We start from the raw sequence: 544 nt of genomic DNA on the forward strand, positions 1-544 counted from the left end.
GTGATGGTCACGGTCACCAGCTGGGTGGCCGTGCCGTCGTAGGACACCGCGATGAAGCTGTCGGTGAGCGACTGGCCTGCGCCCAGTTGCTGGATCGCCGCCTGGCTGTTGTCACCAGCTGGGTGGCCGTGCCGTCGGAGGACACCGCGATGAAGCTGTCGGTGAGCGACTGGCCTGCGCCCAGTTGCTGGATCGCCGCCTGGCTGTTGCTGGCGGTGTAGCTCCAGCTGCCATCGGCCGCCAGCGTGAAGCTGCCGAAGCCATTGTTGCCGGCGGTGCCCGCCTGGRCCGCGAAGCTGGACTGGCCCGCRTCGACATCGGCRATCGTCAGCGCACCGCTGGYCRCGAKGTTGSCASCGACCACCGCCACGTCTTCTTGCACYGCACCGCTKGCCGCGCCAGCGATCACCGGCACATCGTTGSTGCCSGTGAYGGTSACGGTCACCARCTGGKTGGCYGTGCCGTCGAGSGACACCGCGGTGAAGCTGTCGGTGAGCGACTGGCCTGCGCCCAGYTGCTGGATCGCCGCCTGGCTGTTGCTGGC

General features: G+C 68.6%; 1 protein-coding gene and 1 pseudogene. Both read right to left on the reverse strand.

The features are described 5' to 3' along the window. Positions 1-227: VCBS domain-containing protein (locus ACXJ3V_RS20615; protein WP_457102220.1), on the reverse strand; the 227-nt coding region annotated here is incomplete at its 3' end. Continuing rightward, positions 176-544, reverse strand: a pseudogene (locus ACXJ3V_RS20620) (VCBS domain-containing protein); the annotation flags it as partial. The gene ACXJ3V_RS20615 and the pseudogene ACXJ3V_RS20620, both read right to left, overlap by 52 nt.

This window comes from Microbacterium sp. P5_E9 (genome assembly GCF_054049175.1).